Below are 19,164 nucleotides of genomic sequence, written 5' to 3' on the forward strand. Positions count from 1 at the left end.
CCTGTTCTCTGCCAATACTGAGGTAGTGGAAAAAGCGAGCCAGGGTGCCCCCGCAGTAGACAGAGCTCATCTGACAAGATTTGCATGGCTGGCCATCTTCATCGCCTTAGCCACGATTGGCCTGAAAACCGGAGCCTATGTGGTGACAGGCTCAGTGGGTCTTCTTTCTGACGCTGCAGAATCTGTGGTCAATCTGGTCGCTGCCATCGTGGCGCTGGTCGCGTTGAAAGTATCGTCCAGGCCGGCCGATGAAAGTCATCATTTCGGCCATGCGAAGGCTGAATATTTCTCGGCCGCCGTTGAGGGCGGAATGATCGTGGTGGCGGCGTGCTTCATCGTCGTCACCGCGGTACGTCGTTTCCTGGACCCTCAGCCTCTGGAGAACGTGGGGGTCGGGCTGGCGGTGAGCGTCCTCGCTTCGGTCCTGAACGGGGCCACCGCGATGGTCCTCATCCGAGCCGGGCGGAAGTACCGCTCGCTGACCTTGATCGCCGACGGCAAGCATCTGATGACCGATGTGTGGACCTCGGTCGGTGTCGTCGGTGGTGTCTTGCTCGTGGGACTGACCGGATGGGAGCGCCTCGACCCGATCGTCGCGATGGCGGTGGGGATCAACATCATCGTCACCGGGTACCAGCTGCTGCACTCCTCCGTGGACGGGCTGATGGACCGGTCCTGGCCTGCCGAGGAAAACACCCGTTTTGCCTCGGTCTTCGCCGAGTTCACCAGCGATCAGGTGAAATTCCACGCACTACGTACTCGGGAGGCCGGACATCAACGTTTCGCCGAGGTCCACGTCCTGGTTCCGGGGGAGTGGACGGTCCAGCGCGGACACAACCTGGTGGAAGAGGTCGAGTCCCGGGTCCACCGAGATTTCCCGGACGTACAGATCATCTGCCATCTCGAGCCCTTGGAAGATCCTCGGTCGTACGGCGACTATCCGACCGAGGTAGCCATCGTCGAACGCAGCAGAGGGTCAGGCACCCACTGCCCCACCGCTGGTTGATGCCGACGGAGGGGTCGTCGCCGCCGAGGTCCCCTCCGTGCCGGTCTCGTCGACGAGCTCGGGCTGGGCCCGTCCGTCCTCACGTACCCACACCCGGTAGGCCACGAGCAGGAAGAGCATCCAGACGAGTCCGACGACCAAAGCGACCCGGGTGTCGGGGAACCAGCCGAGCATCACGATGACGAAAGCCATGAAAGCAACTGCTGCGTAGGAAGCCACCGGCCAGAACGGAACCGGGAACTCCGAGGCGGCGCGCCCCTGCGCGGCGATCTCCCGCCGCATCGCGATGTGCGACAGCAAAATCATGATCCACACCCAGACGGTGGCGAAGGTCGCGATGGAAGCGATCGTCCGGAAAACGTCCTCGGGCATGAGCGCGTTCAACACGGCCGCGAGAAGCAGCGCGACACACATCACGATCACGGTCAGCCAGGGAACTCCGTGACGGGAGACCGAGGCGAAAGCCTTGGGTGCCTGTCCTTGCTGTGCGAGCCCGTACAACATGCGGCCGGCTGCGAAGGTATCGGAGTTGATCGCAGACAGCGCAGCCGAGATGACCACGACGTTGAGGACGCTGGCGGCTGCGGGAACCCCCAATGCGCTGAAGATCTGTACGAACGGGCTGGCCTTGTTGTTGATCTGGTTCCAGGGGACCAGCGACATGATGACGACCATCGTGCACACGTAGAAGAGCAGGATGCGCACCGGCACCGAGTTCACGGCCTTGGGAATAGCACGTTTGGGGTCATCGGCCTCACCCGCGGTGATGCCGACGCTCTCGACTCCACCGAAGGCGAACATGACAATGGTCAGCGCAGCGAGGACACCTCCGATGCCATGGGGTGCGAACCCGCCGTGGGAAGTCAGGTTCTCCGGGCCCACGTCGACGCCGGGCGCGAAACTCACCCCTTTGACCATCAGCGCGATACCGCCCAGAATCATCGCGATGATCGCGCCGACCTTCACGATCGTCAGCCAGAACTCGAGTTCGCCGAAGACCTTGATCTTCCGGGTGTTCACCGCGCCGATGAACAGGATCACGGAGCACACCCAGATCCACTGAGGGGTGTGGGGGAACCAGAAACTCATGTACATGCCGAAGGCGGTGACATCGGCGACGGCGACCACGATCATTTCGAAGGCGAAGGACCATCCGGTGACGAATCCGGCGAACGGCCCGAGGTAGCGGGCCGCGTACTGGCCGAAAGAACCGGGCACCGGGTGACGTACAGCCATCTCGCCCAGCGCTCGCATCACCATGAAGACGGCGGCGCCGCCGATGAGATAGGTGATGATCACTGCGGGACCGGCTTTGGCGATCGCTTCGGCCGAACCGTAGAACAAGCCGGTGCCGATGGCTGATCCGAGGGCGATGAACTGGATATGGCGCAGGGACAGCCCGCGGACGAGGCCCCTTTCGGGTGTGGAACTGCTGACCTCGTTCTGATCGCCCATGATGCTTCCTCACTGTGGAGGGGGGTGTGCGCAGATCGCGCCGACCTCCCTTGCACAAACATCGTGACGCTACGCCCGCCATGCACGGATATCAGGGCATGTCTGTGATTCGAGACAGTGATTCCCGTCACATGGCGATTCGGCATCCGCCGCGACGAGGGTCGACGACGGTGAGCAGCACGGTTCCCCCTGGTCGGAGGCTATTGCTGATCCCTTCGGCGATGCCGCGGTGCAGAAGACAGATGGTCTCGGGGGAGAGTTCGGCCTCCACGGCGAAGGGGCATCGTCGGAGGACGATGTCGATGCCGTTCGCCGTGGCTTCTCCGGTGGGGTCGAATCCCATACGGCGGGCTGCGGTCTCCAGGGCCGCAGTGAGTTCCTCGCGGGTAGCGGTGGTGTCGGTCGTCGATGTGGCGGATCGCAGCTCGGCGGCGATCCGTTGCCCGGCTTCTCGGCCGACGGTGAGCGGGTCCTGCCCGGTGGTGATCATGCGCAGGAGCATCCGGGCGAGTTCGGCATGGGCTCCGGCGGAGGAGAGCCCTTCGGGGTTGGGTGCGGTGGTGTAGAGCAGCCCAGGGCGTCCTCGCCCGCTGGGGGGCTCCCTGCTCTCCAGTACGAGCCCGGCATCACGCAGTTTGCCGAGGTGGCGGCGGATCCCGTTGTGATTGAGCCTGAGTCGTTCGGTGATCTCCGCGATGGTCACCGGATGAGGGGCGTCCCGGATGAAGTCGTGGATGGCGGCGCGGGTGGGATCGCCCAGGGCGCGGGCGACGGCGGTGTTCGGCGTCGGCGAAGCGGGACCGGCGGTACCTGTCATGCCGTTCATGGTCTCCTCTCTGCCGCGCTTTCCCTGAATCGACGTCCGGGAAGGGGGTTGGGGACGGGGGAGGGCTGCTTCCTTATTTTTACACAGTTTGGTATAAAAAAAGAATGGATGCCGCCACTCCGCTTCAGGGAGAACCCGACTCGATCCCCGACCCCTCCGGACGCCGATGGCGAAACTCTCGCCTCAAGAACCAGGACCTCCGCTGGTGGGCCGCACTCGTCCTGGTCGTCCTCGGATCCTTCGCCGTGTTGTTGTGGATGGGCACCCAGATCAACGCTGCCAAGCCGCCACTGCCCACCAAGGTCGTCTCCCAGGACGGCCGGACCCTCCTCGAACACGAGGACATCGTCAAAGGTCAGCAGGTCTGGCAATCCCTGGGCGGACAACAGATCGGCTCCGTCTGGGGGCACGGCGCCTATGTAGCCCCTGACTGGACCGCCGACTGGTTGCACCGCGAAGCCACCGGCATTCTCGACACGTGGGCCAAGGACGCCGGCGCCGACACCTACGCTGATCTGCCCGCCACGAAACAGGGTGAGCTCAAGGCCAGGCTCAAGGAAACAATCCGCACCAACACCTATCAGGCGGACACCGGCGTCATCACCCTGTCGCCCGAACGCATCGCCGCTCTCGAGGCCAACACCCGTTACTACTCGTCCATCTTCGCCGACGGGCACGAGCGCTACGCCATCCCCAAGGGCACCCTGAACGATGCCGAGAGCGCCCGCAAGATGAGCGCCTTCTTCTGGTGGACCAGTTGGTCCGCCTCCACGAATGCTCCCGAGAAGACCGCCACGTACACCCAGAACTGGCCGCACGAACCCCTCATCGACAATGTGCCGCCCGCCGACAACATCATGTGGAGCCTGCTGTCCATCGTGCTCCTGCTGATCGGCATTTCCGGGATGGTCTACTACCACGGCGCCAACTTCCACGAGGACGAAGAGGACGTCGTCGACCGGGTTCCCGACAGTGATCCCCTCCTCGGCTACCAGCCCACCCCTTCCCAACGGGCCACCCTGAAATACTTCTTCGCCGTCGGGCTGCTCTTCATGCTGCAGATCGGCTGCGGCATCATCAGCGCCCACTACGGCGTCGAAGGCGGGGCGCTCTTCGGGATCCCGATCGACCAGATCCTGCCCTATGCGGTCGTCCGCACCTGGCACACCCAACTCGGTATCTTGTGGATCGCCACCGCCTGGCTCGCCACCGGTCTCTACATCGCCCCCGCTGTCGGTGGCAAGGAACCGGCGTATCAGAAGCTCGGGGTGAATATCCTCTTCGTCGCTCTCCTCCTGGTCACCTTCGGCTCCATGATCGGCGAATGGCTTTCCATCATGGGCAAACTGGGCTACGGCAGTGAGCTGAGCTTCTGGGTCGGCACCCAAGGCTACGAGTACGTCGACCTGGGCCGGGCCTTCCAGATCGGACTGTTCATCGGGCTCTTCCTCTGGTTCGCCCTCATGTGCCGCGCCATCTACCCGGCGCTGCGCCGCAGCTCCGACGAAGGCACCCTGCACGCCACCGAGGAAGCCCCTCTCGCCGCCGGTAACCAGCGCTCCCTGGTGATCATGCTGCTGGTCAGCTGCTTCGCCATCGCCAGCTTCTACGGTGCCGCCTTCGGAATGCAACGCTCCAGCCATTTGTCCATCGCCGAGTACTGGCGTTGGTGGGTCGTCCACCTGTGGGTCGAAGGCTTCTTCGAGGTCTTCGCCACTGCCGTCATCGCTTTCCTGTTCGTCCGACTCGGGTTGTTGAGGTCCGCGGCAGCCACGACCGCGACCCTGGCCTCCACGGTGATCTTCCTGCTCGGCGGGATCATCGGCACCGCCCACCACCTCTACTTCAGCGGTAGTCCCACCGTCGTCCTCGCTCTCGGCGCCTGCTTCAGCGCGTTGGAGGTGGTGCCGCTGGCGCTGGTCGGTTTCGAAGCCATCCGGCACATGGCCCTGTTGAAGGTCCGCGAATGGGTGGCCGGCTACAAATGGGCGATCTACTTCTTCGTATCGGTGTCCTTCTGGAACATGCTCGGCGCCGGGGTCTTCGGCTTCCTCATCAACCCGCCGATCTCCCTGTTCTACGTCCAGGGGCTCAACCTGACTCCGCTGCACGGGCACACTGCGCTCTTTGGCGTCTACGGGATGCTCGGCATCGGGCTGATGCTCTTCTGCGTCCGCTCACTCATGCCCGGTAGGGAATGGAACGAACGCTGGATCAAGATCGGCTTCTGGTGTCTCAACGGCGGCCTGCTTGCCATGGCCTTGGTCTCGCTGTTGCCCCTGGGGCTCGCCCAGGCCTGGGCTTCCATCGAGCACGGGCTCTGGTACGCCCGCAGCGACACCTTCCTCTACACCCCGGTACTGACCTTCATCCGTTGGCTCCGGGTCCCCGGCGACGTCATCTTCTCGATCGGCGCTGCCGCCATCGGTGTCTTCATGGTGGGCCTGATCACCGGCCACTCCTTGAAGGACGGTCGAGAGCGAGTCGTCCCCGGATCGAGCGTCGCCCAGTCAGAAGAGACCGGAACGGGTCGATGACGTCGACAGCGATCATGCAGGAGGAATGCCTGAAGGGCTGAGCAGAAGAGCTGGCTCCCGTTCAGAGCGTCGTGGCGTGTCACACGCCGCACCACTGTCGACCGAGGGAACCCTTGCCTGCGAAGCCTTCGACGGGAAACCGCCGCGGAAGATCACGGAGACAGCCACGGTGACCGCCCACAGCGTCCACCAGTACCCGGTCGTCCACGGCGAACCCATCAGATCGGCGTCGATCCACAGGTCGAAAGGAACCATGAGGAGACATACCGGGAAGACCCACCGTCCGATCAGGTCCTGGATCTCCTTGAACGACCGGTGCCGGACGGCGGTGATGACCGCGATCGTCGAGACGACGGCCAAGGCCACGATCATCACGACCAAGGTCAACGGAAGGCCCATCAAGGTGTCCACCACGTTCAGCCACAGCATCTCAGGATCTTCCTGGGTGTAGCCGGCGATCGTGGCCAGCACGCAGACCGTCAAGGCGATCAGCGAACCAGCGCCGAAAGCTCTCCGGGCCTGCACCGAATCCCCGGCGAACAGGCGCTCCAATGCCGGGATCTTCGCAGCGAAGAGCATCTCGAAGAGCATCAGGTCCGTCGACCAGAAGCTGGCCAGGTCTCCCACGGCGAACGACAGGTCCTCGAGATCGCCGATCGAAGTGAGCCAGCCGTCGACGGCACAGAGAACGGTGACGACGGCCAAGCTTCCCCAAGAAGCAGCCAGGACGAGCCTGCGGGCCCATGCCGTCCTGGCTGCTTCCTCCGATGTGGTCGTCGTCATGGCTTCACCATCGACCATCGACCCGTTCTGCTGATGTCCGGCAGCTGTGCGTGGACTATGAGATCTCCGGGGAGGTCGACCCCACCTCGAGGCCTCGACCACACCTTGACCGCAGAGCAGCGCTTCTCAGGCCGCTAAGTAGTACGAGACACCGGACAGTAATTTGTTCATGTTGTCGAGCGAAGGAATGTAGCCGCAGACGGCAAGACGCCCGTCCCCGATCGCGGCATAGGTGTCCAAGGATCCCTCGAGGATCGCGCCGACCGTCGCCACCGAATCGAAGGTCATCCGGGCCCGCGGCGTCGAGGAGAGCCCCCGGTGCACCTCAAGCACACCGGAGCGCGCATGGACGGTGAGCGCAGGACCGTCGACCACCTCGACCGAGATGTCGCCGTCGACCATCCGGGCCGCATTGGCGCGTCCGCGCTCATCGAGATTCGCCACCGGGGCGATCGAGTAAAAAGCGATATACGCCGACAGGATCCACGAGATCCGCCTCTCCTCAGCGGAGAGCATCGACCGGTCGAGCGGACGCAACAAAGCCTCCAACCTCCCGGTCAACAGGGGGAGATCCTTCCGCAGGAAAGCCATCCGAGAAAAACCTCGGACCGGCAAGGGAAAACCCTCCCCGGCAATCACCCGATTGAAATGACGCGCAGACACGAAAGTCAAGGTCACATCGTCGTGCCCCGCTGGACACCTCCCCGACCGGGGGCCGGTCGACGCCCGACCATCGGTGAAGGTCAACGACAAAGGAGTGATCCCCGGCACCCGGAAAGTGACCCTCGTGTGCGCGCCACGCACCATCTCCGCAGCTCGAGCATCCAAGGACACCAGGTCCTCCAACGCCCGGAGAACTGCATGAAGGTTCACTGCGGCCTGCACCCGACTGTCGATCATCGGTCCCCTCCTCGGCGAGACCACGGATTTGTCACCGCGGACACAGCCGACGCTAGTCATCGCGTGAGCCAATACTGCGACGACACGAATCAATTACTTGTACAGATTTCGCCGATTCCTCACCCGGTGCGCTCGAAATAGCTACCGTGTGATTCATAAGAGGGAGGGCTCTTCTCACAGCCCGCCGCATCATCACCGGATGCGGCGGTTTCGCGTGCGCCGTCGCACTACAGGAGCGGGCGTCACTGCGTCCGCCGCGCACCAGAGAAGGAGCGATACACGATGTCCACCATTCGCGTCGTGCAGTGGGGCCTCGGAGCCATGGGTAGCGGGATGGCCCGTCTGATCCTCGACAAAGAAGGGCTCGAACTCGTCGGGGGAATCGACACCCGGCCCGCATACGTCGGACGTGACCTCGGCGAGGTTCTCGGCGCAGACCGCGAACTCGGCATCAAGGTTACCGACGACCCCGGCAGCGTGCTGCACCGTGGCTCGGTCGACTGCGTCGTCATCGCCACCACATCCTGGGTGTCCGAGCAGATGGACGACCTGCGGACCATATTGCGCTCAGGGATCAACTGCGTCTCCATCGCCGAAGAAATGGCCTCGCCAGAGGCACAGAACCCCGAACTCGCCGCTGAGCTGGACGATCTCGCCAAAGCTCACGGAGTGACCCTGCTGGGCACCGGAGTGAACCCCGGCCTCTCCATGGACCTACTGGTCGTCGCGCTGACCGCAGGATGCCACCAGGTCACCTCGGTCGAAGCTCGTAGGGTCAACGACCTCTCCCCGTACGGGCCCACCGTGATGCGCACCCAAGGCGTCGGACTCACCCCCGAAGAATTCGCCGAAGGCGTCGAGAACGGCAGCGTCGACGGACACATCGGCTTCCCCGAATCGGCCCGGATGATCTCCGACGCCCTTGGCCTGGGGATCGACCGGATCGAACAACGCCGAGAAGCCATCGTGTCCACCGTCCGTCGTGAAACGCCCCATGTCGTCGTGGAACCAGGCATGGTCGCCGGCTGTAAACAAACCCTCCTGGGCTACCGCGGCGCCGAACTCGTCCTCACCCTCGTCCACCCCCAACAGGTGCTCCCCGAACTCGAAGGGCAAGGCACCGGCGACTACATCACCATCAAAGGCGTCCCGGAGATCAACATGCAGATCACCCCCGAATATGCCGGGGGAACCGCCACCAAGGGCATCGCCGTCAACTCCATCCCGCGTGTCGTCGAGGCCGCACCGGGTCTGAAGAACATGCTCGACCTACCGGTCCCCGCCGCACTCATGGGTGCCACGGCCTACCGACGTCGCGTCTGACCACGCACCACGGCACCCGCCCGCCAACCCTTCCCGAGAAGAGGTGTCCCTGTGACCGACATGACTGCCCGGATGGCTGCCTACGAGGCACGTCGTGCCGAGTTCTCCGGCCTGAGCGATGACGAACTCAAAGAACGTTTCTGGCAACTTGCCGGTGAACTCGTCACTCCCATGGTCGAACTGGCCCGGACGCACACCAGCCCGTCGATCGAACGTTCCGTGCTCCTACGGATGGGGATCGACAGCGTCAGCAGCCACGCCGTCATCGACCGGATCGCCGACGCCGGACTCCTCGGGAAGGGCGCAGGCCACGTGCTGGTACGCCTCGCCCACCGCGAAAACATCGACCTGCGCACCGCCGCCCGGCTCATCACCGAGGACGGAAGCTGCCTGAACGGCCTGTTCCCCACCGCAGGAGGCACCCGATGAGCACCACCTTCGGGCCATTGGAGCCCAACACCAAACTCGACGTCGACAGCCTGATGGAAGGCCTGGCGAGCTACCGTCCCCGCCGCAAGGGATGGACCTGGCGACGGGTACCAGCCAAAGGTGTCGCCATGGGGCCCTTCCACTTCCGCGACGCAGCCCAGCCGCTGAAGAACTCCCTCGGGCTGCCCGCCAGCAAGTACTTCGACGGCATCGACCCTCAGCCGAAGTGCGTGGTCACCACCGAGATCGCCTCCGGACGTTTCGAGGACGACGTCCGCAGGATGCGGATGGCGGCTTGGCACGGTGCCGACCACCTCATGGTCATCCGCACCACCGGCCAGTCCCATATCGACGGTCTCCTCGAAGGAACCCCCGAGGGCATCGGCGGAGTACCCATCACCCGTAAGCAGATCCGGGCCTCCCGCAAAGCCTGTGACGCCATCGAGGACGAAGTCGGCCGCCCCATCAACTTCCACTCCTATGTCTCCGGAGTCGCCGGTCCCGAGGTGGCGGTCCTCTTCGCCGAGGAAGGCGTCAACGGCGCCCACCAGGACCCGCAGTACAACGTGCTCTACCGCAATGTGAACATGTACCGCAGCTTCGTTGACGCCGCCGAAGCCAAACGGGTGATGTGCGGAGCCGGCATCCTCCAGATCGACGGCGCCCACAACGCCAATGCCACCGCCAAGGCCGGCTGGCTCGTCATGCCCGAGCTGATGGTGCAACACGGCCTGAACACCGCGTTCTCCGTAGCGGTCGGTATGGACAAAGGCCTCATCGGGCTGTCCACCGTCCCACCGAACTCGCCTCCGGCACCGAAACTCTGGTTCGACCTGCCCTACGCCATCGCCCTGCGCGACGTCTTCTCCGAGTACAAGATGCGGGCCCAACAGAACACCCGCTACATCGAGGCCGATATCGAAGAAGCCGTCCGTACTCACACCGTCGACACCCTCATATCGATGTTGACCAGTGCGGATATCCAGTCCACCATCACCCCGGACGAGGGGCGAAATGTCCCCTGGCACTACAACAACATCCGCGGCCTACAGACCGTCAAACAAACCTGGTCAGCACTCGACGGAATCAACGACCTGGTCTCCCTGCGCGCCGAAGGCCCGCTCCCGGAAATGGTGCGAGACATCAAGGAACGCGCGCTCGCCTTCCTCGCCGAGGTCGTCGCCGACGGTGGCTACTTCGCCGCCGTCGAAAAGGGTTTCTTCGTCGACTCCGCCAAATATCCCGAACGTCACGGTGACGGCATCGCTCGGGCGGCCGACGGCGGAGTGGGCGCCGGATCCATCATCGAACGTGATGACGACTACTGGGCTCCGGTCTGTGACCATTTCGGGAACAGCCGCCCGCCGCTCGACCTGCTCGTCGAAAGGGGAGTACCCACCGGAGCGGACGCCGCGCCCTGCGTCGCCATCGACGGCTGCACCTTGTGCGATCCAGACAAGATCGTCTTCATCGACGAACTCGACGAGCAGGACAACGCCGATACCCGGTTGGCGGCCACCGCACCGTACCGGTCCGGTGAGCTGATCCGCCCAGAGGCCGAGTGGTCCGGCGACGGGACGGTACTGGTCCAGTTCTTCGTGGCCCAGCCCGAGGAGGTCGCCGAGGTCTACGCCGTGGAGATGGCCAAACGGATGGGACTCGACGACCCCGTCGTGGTCAACATCCAGGTGATGCAGGCGTCCGAAGGCTGCTTCGTGGAGGTCAAGGGGAAGGTCCTGTTCGACATCCGCCGGGATTCGCTGACCATCCCGGTCAAGGAGATCCGTCTGCCCGAGGACGAATTGCGGGAGGAGGTCTCCGCCCGACAGCTGACCGTCGTCGCGGCCACCGTCGGTGAGGACGAGCACAGCGTGGGCCTGCGGGAGATCCTCGACATCAAACATGGCGGCATCGAGAAGTACGGGGTGGCCTACCACTACTTGGGGACGTCGGTGCCTCTGGCGAAACTGGTCGATGCGGCCATCGAGACCGGATCCGATGCCATCCTCATCTCCACGATCATCAGCCACAACGACATCCACCGGCAGATGATGCGCAAGCTCGCCGAACTGTGCGTGGAGAAAGGCGTCCGCGACCGTTTCGTCCTGGTCGCCGGCGGCACTCAGGTCAACCGGGAGATGGCTGCCGAGACTGGGCTCGATGCCACCTTCGGGCGGGGCACCAAGGGCATCGACGTGGTCGACGCCATGGTGAAGGCCCTCCGGCTGCGTGGAACAGGCTCCGTGAACGGCTCGATCCCGGTGAGCGCGAGCGCCGACGGAGCCCTATGAACGCCGGTCGGGCCGATGTGGTCACCGTCGAGGTGGGCAGCACGATCACGAAGGTGAATGCTTTCGCCCACCGCGACGGGGCTCTGGAGCAGGTCGGCCAGGGTTTTGCGCCGACGAGCGTGGCCGAGGGCGATGTCGGGGTCGGGGTCTCTGCGGCTCGGGAGGATCTGCGTCGTCGTCATGACGTCGATGTCGTTGGGGTGGAGACTCACGTGAATTCGTCCGCTGCCGGTGGGCTGCGGATGAGCGTGCACGGCTTGACCGCGAGTATGACGACCCGTGCCGCCCGGGAGGCTTCCCTGGGTGCGGGGGCCATCGTCGGCCAGGTGACCGCAGGCCGATTGACCTCGTATGATTTAGCCGATCTGCATGCTTTGAAGCCCAATATCGTTCTGCTCGCCGGCGGGGTGGATTACGGGGAGCGGGACATCGTGATCGCCAATGCCCGGGATCTGGCGGCTGCCTTGGGGGAGTCGTCGGAACATCCGCCGGTGGTCTACGCCGGGAATGTGGCTGCGCGTCCGGCGGTGACGGAGACCTTCGCCGAGCACAGCGTCCGGGTCCTGATCGCGGACAATGTCTTCCCGGATGTCGACGTATTGCATGTGGATCCGCTGCGCGTGCTGATCCATGACGTCTTCAGCGAGCACATCGTGCATGCGCCGGGGATGGGTGCCTTGGCCGAACTCACCGAGGCGGAGGTCCTGCCTACTCCGGGGGCGGTCCTGATGGCGGCGGAGAGATTCGCCGAAGCCGTCGGGGACGTCCTGGTGGTCGATGTGGGGGGTGCCACCACGGATGTGCACTCGGTGACCGACGGTTCGCCGGAATTGGCCGGTGCCGTGGTGGAGCCCGAGCCACGAGCGAAGCGGACCGTCGAGGGTGATCTCGGGGTGTACGTGAACGCGAGGACGGTCGCTCAGGCCTCCGGCGAAGCCGATTGGGCTGAACGTCTGGAGGCGCTGACCGCGATGCCGGGCACCGATCGGGAGCGGGCATTGACCCGTTGGCTGGCCGAACGGGCGGTGGAGACCGGGATCCGTCGGCATGCGGGCACCTTGACCGATATCTACACGCCGACCGGGAAACGCCAGGTCGTCCGGGGGAAGGATCTGACAGCGGTGCGGTGGGTGGTGGCCACCGGGGGTGCCTTGACGAAGGTTCCTGGTGCTGCGGGCATCCTGCGTGCGGTGTGTGCCGGGCCGGGACGTCACCTGCTGCCGCCGGTGGAGGCCCATCTGCTGGTGGACGACCGCTACCGTTTCTCCGCCCTGGGGACCTTGGCCCGGGCTTATCCCGACGAGGTGAGCAGGACACTGCGCAGGTGGGCGGACTCCTTCGACGAAGGCCGGTGAATTCACATGTACCTGCGGACGCCCCGTCTGGAGATCCATCCGGATCGCATCACGGAGAATGCCCGCGCCGTGGTGGGTCTGTGCCGGGCTCACGGGGCCCGGGTGGCCGGGGTCGCGAAGGTGACCTGTGCGCACCCTGCGGTGGTCCGGGCCTTGGTGGACGGTGGCGTCGACGAGTTGGCCGACAGCCGGATCCTGAATCTGATGGGGTTGGCCGGATTGGGCACTGGCCTGCCTCAGATGTTGCTACGGATCCCGTCGCCGTCGTCGGTTCCGGATGTGGTCCGGTGCGCGGACATCACGTTGAACTCCAGCCTGTCGACCTTGCGGATCCTGTCCGAGGCGGCCGGTCAGGCGGGAACCCGGCATGGGGTCGTCGTGATGGTCGACATCGGCGACCTGCGGGAGGGGGTATGGCCTGATCGTGCGGTCGAACTGGTCACCGAGGCGGCTCGGCTGCCCCACGTGGATCTGTTGGGTCTGGGGGCGAACCTGGCCTGTTACGGCGGGGTGATTCCCAGCGTGGAGAACATGCTCGGGCTGATCTCGGTGCGAGATGCCTGCCGTGCGGCGACCGGGTTGGAGCTGGGCACGCTCTCGGGCGGTAATTCCTCGAGTCTTCCGTTGCTGGCCAGCGGGAAGATGCCGAAGGAGATCAACCATTTCCGGATCGGTGAGTCGATCGTGCTGGGGCGGAATGTCCTCGACCGCAGCCCGTGGCCTTCGACCCGGCAGGACACGGTGCGGCTCGTCGGGGAGATCGTCGAGTTGGAGCGGAAGCCGAGCGTGCCGATCGGCGATCGGGGACAGAATGCCTTCGGGGAGTGCCCGGAGTTCCCGGACCGGGGGACCCGGCTGCGCGCGATCGTGAACATCGGCCGCCAGGACGCTGCGATCGACGGGTTGACTCCGCAGGACGAGGGCATTCTGATCGTCGGGGCCAGCAGCGACCATCTCATCCTCGACGTGGAGGACGCCGTCGGTGAGATCCGGTTGGGCGGGCCGGTGGGTTTCTGGCCGTCTTATGCCGCATTGCTGGCGTTGTCGACGTCCCATTACGTCCAGAAGGTGGCCCTACGCGGCTGAAACTGACATCTAGGGTGGTCATCATGCTTTATCAGACATGTGCCCGGGTGCACGTGGACGCTGTTCTGGCGAATCTGGCCGCGGTACGCAACCGGGTCGGTCCGGATCGGCAGATCCTCATGGCGATCAAGGCGGATGGCTACGGGCACGGGGCCGTGCCGATCGCGATGGCGGTGCAGGAGACGTCCGCGGCGGATTTCTTCGGTGTGGCAACGGTCCCGGAGGGGGTCGAGCTGCGAGAGGCCGGGGTGTCCTTGCCGATCCTGAAGCTGTCGCCGGTTTTCCCCGAAGAGGCTCGGGCTGCGGTGGCTCATCGGTTGACGTCGACGGTGTGTGATGCGGAGACGGTCGATGTCGTCGAGCGGGCGGCCGCCGATCTGGGTGTGTCGGCTGCTGTTCATCTGAAGGTCGACACGGGCATGGGTCGGATCGGTTGCCTGCCGGAGGAAGCCACCGCCTTGGCCCGGAGGATCGCCGAGGAGTGTCCGCATTTGTACCTGGAGGGGATGTTCACCCATCTGCCGGTGAGCGACACCCCTGGCCAGGATGAGTTCACCGCAGCGCAGGTCATGGTCTTCGCTGACTGTCACCGTTCGGTGGAGGAAGACCTGGGCCGCCGGGTGATCGCCCATGCTGCGAACTCGGGTGGGGTTCTAGCACACCCTGATTCGTGGATGGACATGGTGCGTCCGGGGGTGATGCTCTACGGAAGTTATCCCGATCCCGAGGCGCCGCGGACCGTTCCGCTGCGTCCGGCGTTGACCTGGGAGTCCCGGGTCTCCTTCGTCAAGGAGGTGCTGCAGGGGCGCACCGTCGGATACGGACGTACCTGGACGGCGGAGGCCGATACCCGGGTGGCGACGGTACCGGTGGGTTACGGCGACGGTTACGACCGACATCTGTCGAACCGGGGCGAGGTGCTCGTAGGCGGGCGGCGGCTGCCGATCGTGGGACGGGTGTGTATGGACCAGTTGATGGTGGACGTAGGCGCAGATGGGGAGATCGCGGTGGGTGACCGGGTGGTGCTGCTCGGTCGGGACGGGACCGAGGAGATCTCCGCCGCCGACCTGGCCGTCTCCTTGGACACCATCCCGTACGAGGTGACCTGCCGGATCGCAGCGCGGGTGGGCCGGATCCACGAAACAACCGGCGGAGAGTGACTTCGGCGGAGGTTCAACGCTCCGGGGTTCCGAAGAAGGGTTCTCACACCGGTCGTCATGGTGTGCGGCAGACGGCCAAGCCGTGGAGCACGGGGGCGATTCAGACGTGGGTGGGTAGCGGCCCGCCATGCCAGGCCAAAGCGTCCTTGAAGGCTCCCAGCAGATCGAACGGTGTCCCCGCCAGATCGGTATAGGCACGGTGCAGGTTCAGGACGAGTCGTTCGGCGTCCGGACGATCCGCGTATTCGCCGAGTTCGGTCTCGACAGCGACCTCCAAAGGCGTGGCACCTGCGGTGAGACCGGCCCGCGCCCTGTCCAGGACGAACTCGAGATAACGACGGGTGTCTTCCAGGCAGGAGGAGATCTGCGCGGTACCCCGCAGCACCGGACCGTGCCCGGGGACCATCACCTCGGCCTCGAAACCGCCCAACCAGTCGAGGGTGTCCAAGGCCCCGGCCACCGACCCCATCGCGACCATCGGTGTCACCTGGTTGAAGACCAGGTCCCCGGTGACCAGTACGTGGTGTTCAGGCAGGTGCACCACCAGATCACCGTCGGTATGAGCCACCCGACCCGGATGGGTCAAGACGACCTGCTGCCCGCCGACGTACAGCTGAGTGTCTCCGGACACGGTCAGATCGGGCAGCCGCCGTTGCCCGTCGACTCCCCAGTCCAAAGGACGTTCCCACAACGGAGGACAACCGCACACGAAGGGATCCGCAGCGAGCCCGGCCCGCATCCGTTCGTGACCGATGAGCACGGTCTGTTCGGGAAGGAGGACATTGCCGTACGTGTGGTCACCGTGGAGGTGGGTGTTCACGGCATAGCGCAGAGTGCGGCCGGCGGAGAACCCCTCGACGGCATCCAGAAGTGCGCGGGTACGGTCGGCGGTTGCGCAGGTGTCGACCAGCAGCATGGAGTCGTCGCCGATGACGAAGGCGCAGTTGTTCACCCACCAGGAACCGTCGGGTTGGACGTAGGCGTAGACCCCTGGCGCGACCTCGTCGACCTCCGGGGTCAGCGGAGCGGGAGCAGGGGAGCAAACAGGCGCGGGGTTCGTCATGGCGCGGAATGCTAACAACGCAGTCCGGGCATTCACCGCAGAACGCCTGATGATTTCCGGGGTGAGGGTTGTCAAGGACGGGGTGCTGGTGCCGACGCACAGCACCGCTTTCCCGCCATGGTCGCGATCCTGCTTGGCAGGAAAAGAAACTCGACCCTGAACGAGTTTCACGAAAGCTGTGCAGCACGCTCACCTCCGCACAAGGATGAGAACTCCTGACCCCGGCACTGGAGGAAGAAGATGGCAGGCATGATCGCGTGCACCGACGTGGGAGTCCGCACCCCCGGCCACTCGGGATCCTGGATCCTCAGCGATATCTCGATGAGCGTGCGCGCCGGAGAATTCGTCTCCATCGTCGGGCCCTCAGGGGCTGGGAAATCGACCCTGCTGCGCTGCCTGTCCGGCATGGTCGTCCCCGATCGAGGGCGGGTCGACCTCCTGGGCACGTCCGTACGGGACCCGTACGGACGCAAGACCTCCCGCATCCGAGCGGGTCGGACCGGATTCATCTTCCAGGACTACCGGCTGTTTGAGTTCATGAACGTCCTCGACAACGTCCTGGTCCCTCGCCGACTCACCCGGAGTCGCGGTGGACGAGAACGTGCCCTGACCCTCTTGACCCATCTCGGCCTGGCAGACAAAGCCCACCAGCAGGTCTCTGAGCTGTCCGGTGGGGAGAAACAGCGGGTCGCCGTCGCCCGTTGCCTGATCAACGACCCCGACATCGTCTTCGCCGATGAGCCCACCGGGGCGCTGGACGAACACAGCGCACACCAGGTCCTGTCCGCCGTGGAGGACCTGGTGACCGAACGCCGGGCTGTGGTCATGGTCACCCACGACCTCGCCGTCGCCGCCCGCGCCCATCGGGTGATCGTCCTCCGGAACGGACAGACCTGGCAGGAACTCTCCCGACCCACCGCGGACGAGGTCTTCACCGCCGTCCAGTCGGCCGCAGTGCGTTGACATGTGGCGCTTCTCCCTGGTGCTCTTCCGCCGACATCTGCCCTCGTGGTCCTCGGTGATTCTGCTCACCGCGCTCGCGATGCTGTGCTGCGGTCTTCCCCTGCAGCTCGATGCGATCTATCCGGAGGTCGCCGAGAGCTACGGTCGACCTGACCGGTCCACCCCGTTCGCCAACAATGTTCTGTTTGCTTGGTTCGCGCTCCTGGCGGCGCTCTCCCCGGTCTTCGGGCTGTGTACGACAGCTCAACGCAAGGACCTGCGTCTGCTGGTGGAGCTGGGGGCGAGCCGTTCCCAAACAGTGCTGACCATCGCCGGTCAGGCGATGATGTCCTGTGCAGCTGGGGCATTGATCGGGCTCGGTCTGCTGCGCATCGTCTGGCAGCCCATCGCAGCGCTGGTCTATCGCCACTACTTCCCCGGCTGGGAGATCGGGGACCGTGTTTTTTCCTGGTCGGCTCAGACGAGCACCCTGCTCTGGGTGTGCGGGGGAGCCATGGTGCCGATGTTCTGGCAGGCCAGGAAGTCCATGGCTCGCCTGCATCGTCTCGACAGCGGGGACGGAACGGGTGCTCGACTGGGCCGGCTCCGGGTGGCAGCGGCGGTCGTCGTCGGCGCGCTGACCTGCCTTTCACTGTATTTCACCGGTTTTCACCAAGGTCAGGTCGCCGATCCGGCGGCGAGGGGCAGAAGCATCAGTTTTCTGCTCGGGATGAGTGTCTTCGCCTCCTTGGGGCTCACCTCGTTGTGTCTGCTGACCGGCCCGCGGGTCTACCCCCGCTGTATTCATCTGGTGAATGTCCTTTCCCTCGGTGACCGGAGAGGCAGCGCGGGTCTGGGGGCCCGCCAAGCTGCCTTCTACGCGCGGCGCTATCCCTCGATCCTGGCCCCGGTGATCGTCTCTTGCGGAGTGGTCGGCGCCTTCATCAATACGGCGCTGGCCGTCAACGCTGCTTTTGCGCAGACAGGTCAGTCCCTGTCCGGCGGCGGCCAGATCGGGTATTTCAACCTGGCGGTGCTTTTCGTGCCGGTGTACGCGATCTCCCTCGCCGGGGGGATCTGCGCGATCGTCCTGACCGGGCGGGAACGTACCCGGAACTATCGGACCGGTCTGTGCTCCGGTGTCAGCAGGGTTGGCCTCTATCAACAGGTTCTCAGCGAGGCCTGCGCATACCTGGCCGGTGGATTCCTGATGATCGCTGTCGTGCTGAGTCTGCTGTCGGCGGTCGTCTCCCGGGGGATCGGACAGATCATGTCGGTCGACATCGGGTGGCAGTTTCCCGGCCTGTTCGTCGCTCTCAACCTGGGGCTCTTCTTCGTGGTGATCCTCCTGCCACTGGGGTACTCCTGTCGATCGGCCTTACGTCTCGACCTGGGGCAGGGGTCGCGGGCGGCGGAAGCTGCAGCGGCGTGAGCACAGCTGTGATGCAGCTTCGCCGGATACGGTGGTTCGATGCCTCGTCCTCTGATCGCGCTGGCCAGCTGGAGTCGGCGACGGTGGGTCACCGCTGTCGTGGCCGCGCTGGCGACCGTGCTGGTCGTCGGTATTCCTTCGGTGATGATCCCGACGCCTTTCTTCAGCCGTTCTGTGCCGGTGACGTCCTGGTCCTGGCCGGTGCTGGCCGTCACCAGCGTGCTCAGTGGTCTGCTCACCGCCACCTATGTTCGTGATCCTTCCGCTCCGAAGGAGCCGGATCCGATGTCTCGGCGGGGCGCGGTCGGAGGATTGCTGGCCTTCTTCGCCGTGGGGTGCCCGGTCTGCAACAAGGTGGTCCTGCTGGCGCTGGGCTCGGCGGGCGCGATGCAATGGTTCGCGCCCGTCCAGCCGTTCATGGCCGTGCTGGGGGTCGTCCTGCTGTCCTGGGCCTTGGTGATTCGCCTGCGAGGTCAGATGGCGTGCCCCGCGCGGACCTCAAAGGAGCCTGCTTCCCTCGGCGCCGCTGGCTGAGTCCTTTCGAGGACACCAGCATTCCGAATGTCACCGGGGTCG

The 19,164-nt window shown here is 64.9% G+C and carries 16 protein-coding genes; 11 read left to right on the forward strand and 5 right to left on the reverse strand.

The features are described from left to right. Window positions 1-88 precede the first annotated feature (88 nt). Window positions 89-1,006 (forward strand): cation diffusion facilitator family transporter, encoded by a 918-nt coding sequence (locus tag DX923_RS06500; RefSeq protein WP_116116195.1) that lies wholly within the window; start codon window positions 89-91, stop codon window positions 1,004-1,006. On the opposite strand, the gene DX923_RS06505 is transcribed toward DX923_RS06500, so the two are convergent. After that, entirely contained in the window at window positions 977-2,461 is a 1,485-nt protein-coding gene (locus DX923_RS06505) for an amino acid permease (protein WP_116113551.1), read from the reverse strand. The two genes, DX923_RS06500 and DX923_RS06505, sit on opposite strands and share 30 nt — an antisense overlap. 127 nt (window positions 2,462-2,588) lie before the next feature. Continuing rightward, window positions 2,589-3,287: a helix-turn-helix transcriptional regulator gene (locus DX923_RS06510; protein WP_116113552.1), complete on the reverse strand. Its 699-nt coding sequence runs from the start codon at window positions 3,285-3,287 to the stop codon at window positions 2,589-2,591. A gap of 104 nt (window positions 3,288-3,391) precedes the next feature. On the opposite strand from DX923_RS06510, the gene DX923_RS06515 reads away from it, so the two are divergent. Then, window positions 3,392-5,824, forward strand: coding sequence for a nitric-oxide reductase large subunit (locus tag DX923_RS06515; protein ID WP_240322777.1), 2,433 nt, complete (start codon window positions 3,392-3,394; stop codon window positions 5,822-5,824). 12 nt (window positions 5,825-5,836) lie between these two features. Here DX923_RS06515 and DX923_RS06520 read toward each other — a convergent pair whose 3' ends face one another. Together DX923_RS06520 and DX923_RS06525 are read right to left on the reverse strand one after the other, a co-directional pair. Continuing rightward, entirely contained in the window at window positions 5,837-6,607 is a 771-nt protein-coding gene (locus tag DX923_RS06520; protein ID WP_162872821.1) for a hypothetical protein, read from the reverse strand. A gap of 126 nt (window positions 6,608-6,733) precedes the next feature. Next, on the reverse strand, window positions 6,734-7,507 hold the full coding sequence (locus tag DX923_RS06525; RefSeq protein WP_116113556.1) for a hypothetical protein: 774 nt from the start codon (window positions 7,505-7,507) through the stop codon (window positions 6,734-6,736). A gap of 282 nt (window positions 7,508-7,789) precedes the next feature. Here DX923_RS06525 and ord point away from each other — a divergent pair, with 282 nt between their 5' ends. The 6 genes from ord to alr are packed head-to-tail and all read left to right on the forward strand — an operon-like array spanning window position 7,790 to window position 15,151. After that, complete coding sequence (gene ord / locus DX923_RS06530; RefSeq protein WP_116113557.1) at window positions 7,790-8,830, forward strand: 2,4-diaminopentanoate dehydrogenase; 1,041 nt, start codon at window positions 7,790-7,792, stop codon at window positions 8,828-8,830. Window positions 8,831-8,890: 60 nt separating this feature from the next. After that, complete coding sequence (gene oraS, locus DX923_RS06535; protein ID WP_116116197.1) at window positions 8,891-9,259, forward strand: D-ornithine 4,5-aminomutase subunit OraS; 369 nt, start codon at window positions 8,891-8,893, stop codon at window positions 9,257-9,259. Next, complete coding sequence (gene oraE / locus DX923_RS06540; protein WP_116113559.1) at window positions 9,256-11,550, forward strand: D-ornithine 4,5-aminomutase subunit OraE; 2,295 nt, start codon at window positions 9,256-9,258, stop codon at window positions 11,548-11,550. The genes oraS and oraE overlap by 4 nt, the downstream gene beginning before the upstream one ends. Beyond that, window positions 11,547-12,905 carry a glutamate mutase L gene (locus DX923_RS06545; protein WP_116113561.1) on the forward strand — a complete coding sequence of 453 codons (1,359 nt, stop codon included), beginning with the start codon at window positions 11,547-11,549 and terminating at the stop codon, window positions 12,903-12,905. The genes oraE and DX923_RS06545 overlap by 4 nt, the downstream gene beginning before the upstream one ends. Before the next feature lie 6 nt (window positions 12,906-12,911). Continuing rightward, window positions 12,912-13,991 carry an alanine racemase gene (locus tag DX923_RS06550; protein ID WP_116113563.1) on the forward strand — a complete coding sequence of 360 codons (1,080 nt, stop codon included), beginning with the start codon at window positions 12,912-12,914 and terminating at the stop codon, window positions 13,989-13,991. Window positions 13,992-14,014: 23 nt separating this feature from the next. Beyond that, entirely contained in the window at window positions 14,015-15,151 is a 1,137-nt protein-coding gene (gene alr, locus DX923_RS06555) for an alanine racemase (protein WP_162872822.1), read from the forward strand. A gap of 100 nt (window positions 15,152-15,251) precedes the next feature. Here the strand turns inward: alr and DX923_RS06560 are convergent, their stop codons facing one another. After that, on the reverse strand, window positions 15,252-16,214 hold the full coding sequence (locus DX923_RS06560; protein WP_116116198.1) for an MBL fold metallo-hydrolase: 963 nt from the start codon (window positions 16,212-16,214) through the stop codon (window positions 15,252-15,254). A gap of 240 nt (window positions 16,215-16,454) precedes the next feature. On the opposite strand from DX923_RS06560, the gene DX923_RS06565 reads away from it, so the two are divergent. The 3 genes from DX923_RS06565 to DX923_RS06575 are packed head-to-tail and all read left to right on the forward strand — an operon-like array spanning window position 16,455 to window position 19,122. Next, window positions 16,455-17,177: an ABC transporter ATP-binding protein gene (locus DX923_RS06565; protein ID WP_116113566.1), complete on the forward strand. Its 723-nt coding sequence runs from the start codon at window positions 16,455-16,457 to the stop codon at window positions 17,175-17,177. Window position 17,178: 1 nt separating this feature from the next. Next, window positions 17,179-18,588, forward strand: coding sequence for a hypothetical protein (locus tag DX923_RS06570; RefSeq protein ID WP_116113568.1), 1,410 nt, complete (start codon window positions 17,179-17,181; stop codon window positions 18,586-18,588). Window positions 18,589-18,627: 39 nt separating this feature from the next. Further along, window positions 18,628-19,122, forward strand: coding sequence for a hypothetical protein (locus DX923_RS06575; RefSeq protein ID WP_116113569.1), 495 nt, complete (start codon window positions 18,628-18,630; stop codon window positions 19,120-19,122). Window positions 19,123-19,164: the final 42 nt, after the last annotated feature.

The organism is Austwickia chelonae, from assembly GCF_003391095.1.
Taxonomy (GTDB): Bacteria; Actinomycetota; Actinomycetes; order Actinomycetales; family Dermatophilaceae; genus Austwickia; species Austwickia chelonae_A.